Annotated in this window: 3 protein-coding genes; 2 read left to right on the top strand and 1 reads right to left on the bottom strand. The window is 73.3% G+C overall.

Annotation, left to right across the window (positions count from 1 at the left end):
• Window positions 1-369 precede the first annotated feature (369 nt).
• Window positions 370-1,827, top strand: coding sequence for a glycoside hydrolase family 26 protein (locus ND748_RS29030; RefSeq protein ID WP_251749375.1), 1,458 nt, complete (start codon window positions 370-372; stop codon window positions 1,825-1,827).
• A 63-nt stretch (window positions 1,828-1,890) separates the two neighbouring features.
• Here the strand turns inward: ND748_RS29030 and ND748_RS29035 are convergent, their stop codons facing one another.
• Window positions 1,891-2,328 (bottom strand): MerR family transcriptional regulator, encoded by a 438-nt coding sequence (locus ND748_RS29035; RefSeq protein ID WP_251749377.1) that lies wholly within the window; start codon window positions 2,326-2,328, stop codon window positions 1,891-1,893.
• 478 nt (window positions 2,329-2,806) lie between these two features.
• Here ND748_RS29035 and ND748_RS35170 point away from each other — a divergent pair.
• On the top strand, window positions 2,807-3,044 hold a 238-nt coding region (locus ND748_RS35170), incomplete at its 3' end, for a hypothetical protein (RefSeq protein ID WP_374216065.1).

The raw sequence follows: 3,044 nt of genomic DNA on the forward strand, positions 1-3,044 counted from the left end.
GGCGGGGACGGCTTGCGCCCGCGGGCGGACCTGGCCGGAAGCGGCCCCGAGGGTCGGCAGGCCGACGGCTGGGCCCCCCGGACCGGCCGGGCCGCAAGCCGCTCGGACCGGAGCGGAAACGATCGAGGCGGTTCGGATCGGGCAGGGTCGGATCGAGCCGGGTCGGATCGGGCTGCGTCGGGCCGGGCCGGGTCGGATCGGGCTGCGTCGGGCCGGGCCGGGTCGGATCGGGCCGGGTCGGATCGGGCCGGGTCGGGCCGTATGGTGCCGGACCGGGGTGCGTCTGACCGGGGATCGGACCGCGGGGCGCCGGGTCACGGGGAACCGGATCGGGGGGCCTCGGATCGGGCCGCGCTGGATCGGGTCGCGTTGGATCGGGTCGGTCCGGGTCGCATCGCGCCGGACCGGATCCGAGCGGGCCGGTCGGATCCGGCCGTAGCCGGGTCTGATCGGTCCGGTTCGGGCCAGGGCGGTTCGGGGCGCGGCGCGGCGGAGAAGCGCGGCTCGGGGCGGGGCGGCCGGGCTGTCTGGGCCGACGACGAGGTCTGGTCCGACGAGGTCGGCTCGGCGCGTGCGTCCGAGGCCGCCAATGCCGCCAGGGTCGGCGCCCGCCATGCCGGCCGGTCCGACGACCACGCGGCGCCGCCCTCCGGGCGTCGCGCCCGGGCGGCATCGTGGATCACCGCCCACTGGGGCGGGAACGCCGACCGCCTCCCGCACCTGCCTGTCGTCGCGGTTTCGATCGCGGCGGTGCTGACCCTGGTCGCGGTGACGGCACTGCTGCTGGTGCCCTCCGGCAGCGACGGGGGATCCGACCCCATCGCCACCACCGCGGGGCAGAGCGCGGCGCCGACCGGGCAGCAGGGCACCGTGGTTGCGCCCACCCAGACCGGGGTGCCGGCGGCCGCCGTCCCGCAGGTCGAGCGGGCCGCGACCGCCGGGCTGTTCCCGACCGGCGTCGCCGCGCACACCCTGACCCAGGCGAACACCTGGGCGAGGTTCCGCGGCCGGCCCAACGACGTCGTCGTGATGTACACCGACCGGTCGAGCTGGAGCGACGTCACGAACCCGTGGATGGGGCGAAGCACGTCGACCTTCTCCGGGTACGCAGGCACCTGGGTGATCACCCAGCCGCTCTTCCCCGACTCGGGGCCGGAGAAGGGCAACCTCGCCGACTGCGCGGCGGGCAACTACGACGCCAAGTGGCGGCAGTTCGGGCGCTGGCTGGTGAACATGGGCCGGGGTGACTCGTTCGTCCGGTTGGGCTGGGAGTTCAACGGCCTGTGGTTCGCCTGGTCGGCGACGGAGCCACAGCAGTGGATCCAGTGTTTCCGTAACGCCTCGTCGGCGATCAAGGCGACCAGCCCGAAGGTCCGCATCGACTGGAACCTCAACGCCCACGGGTCGACCACGCCGGTCGGCGCGTTCGACCTGTACCCCGGCGACCAGTACGTCGACGTCATCGGCATCGACACCTACGACCAGTACCCGCCCAGCCCCACCTACGCCGACTTCGACAACCAGTGCAACGGTGACGCGGGGCTCTGCCAGGTGATCACCTTCGCGCGGACCCACCACAAGCTGTTCTCGGTACCCGAGTGGGGAGTGGTCAGCCAGCAGGGCACGAAGGCGGGGCAGAGCGGCGCCGCCGGCGGGGACAATCCCGCCTACATGGAGAAGATGTACGAGACGTTCTCCCGCAACGCCGACATCCTCGCCTACGAGGCGTATTTCCCCGACGCGGAGGAGGGCAACGTCCGCTCCTCGCTGGTGAATCCCGATCTCAATCCGGCCTCGGCGGCCGTCTACCAGCGGCTCTGGGGTTAAGGCTCGGCAGCGGCGCCCCGCGTGTCCCCTCGTGGCCGCGTGGGGCGCCGAGCCGGCGGCGGGTCAGACCGCGTCGCCGCCGGTGCGCTCCGCATCGTCGTGCAGCCCACCGACGAACGACTCCGCCACGCTCACCTGCTCTCGCAGCGTCGAGAGTTTCTCCTCGGCGAGTAGCACCCAGGTGCCAAGCCGTTCCTGCAACGCGGCGCGGGTGTCCGCGGCCAGACCCGGCGTGGCCAGCTCGTCGCGCAGGACCAGCAGGGAACGCATCTCCTCCAGGGTGAAGCCCAGCGGCTTCATCTTCCTGATGAGCAACAGCCGCTCGATCGCGTCCACGTCGTAGAGGCGGAACCCACCGACGGTCCGTCCCACCGGCATGAGCAGGCCCGCTTCTTCGTAGTAGCGGACTGTTCGCAGGGAGAGGCCGACCCGCTCGGCGACGTCCCCGATCTGGTAGACGTCGCCGCGAGCCGCGTCCGATCTTGAAACATTGCGGCGCATGCTGGACAACTCGACCCTAACGTCAGCGTAGGTATCGGGCGGCCGAACTGGACGCCAGGCAGTCGACTGTACGTCCACCACCCGCGCAGCGCGCCCGCCCCCACCGGCTCGCATCACCCCCTCCACCGGCACGCATCACCCTCGACCGGCGCACACAACCCCTCGGCCGGCGAGGTCGGCGGGCCGGATGCGGTGCGTTCGGCCCGGCTCTCGGCGGTCAGACCGGGCGAAACGCACCGCAATCCAGCGCCGCGGGGGGACGAATCCGGCGGTGCGTGAGCGGGTGCAAGCGGGTCGCCTCGGCGGGATCCCGTCGGCGGTGCGGGGTCGGCGCGAGGGTGGGGCGGGCATCGTTGTCGTAGGCTGGTCATATCGTCTGTGCCGACGGGGTCGGGCCGGTGTCGGCCGACCGCCCGGGTCATCCCGGGGGCGGGTCGGGCGGCGGGCCGGCCCCTCGGGCAAGCGGGTCCGGGCCGTGGTGGGCCCCGTTACGCCAGGTCGTCGTGTCCCGCGGCGGCGGTTTTCGTGCCGCGGCGTCTGCTCCACGCCTGTTCCGTCCCGCTCGTTTCCGAGAGGCACACCGGACGCAACCATGACTCTCGCGCCGCTGCTCGACGCACTGATCGCCCGGCCGGGCGGCGATCCCGCCCTGCGGCGAGCGATCGGCGCGGCGGGCGAACCCGCGCTCGACCTCGCCGGTCCGGCCGCCCTGCGGC

It is taken from the genome of Frankia sp. AiPs1 (assembly GCF_023716945.1).
In the GTDB taxonomy this organism is placed as follows: domain Bacteria; phylum Actinomycetota; class Actinomycetes; order Frankiales; family Frankiaceae; genus Frankia.

Coding starts and splice junctions, on each gene's coding strand:
- ND748_RS29035 (WP_251749377.1), bottom strand. CDS start 2,328: ATGCGCCGCAATGTTTCAAGATCGGACGCGGCTCGCGGCGACGTCTAC.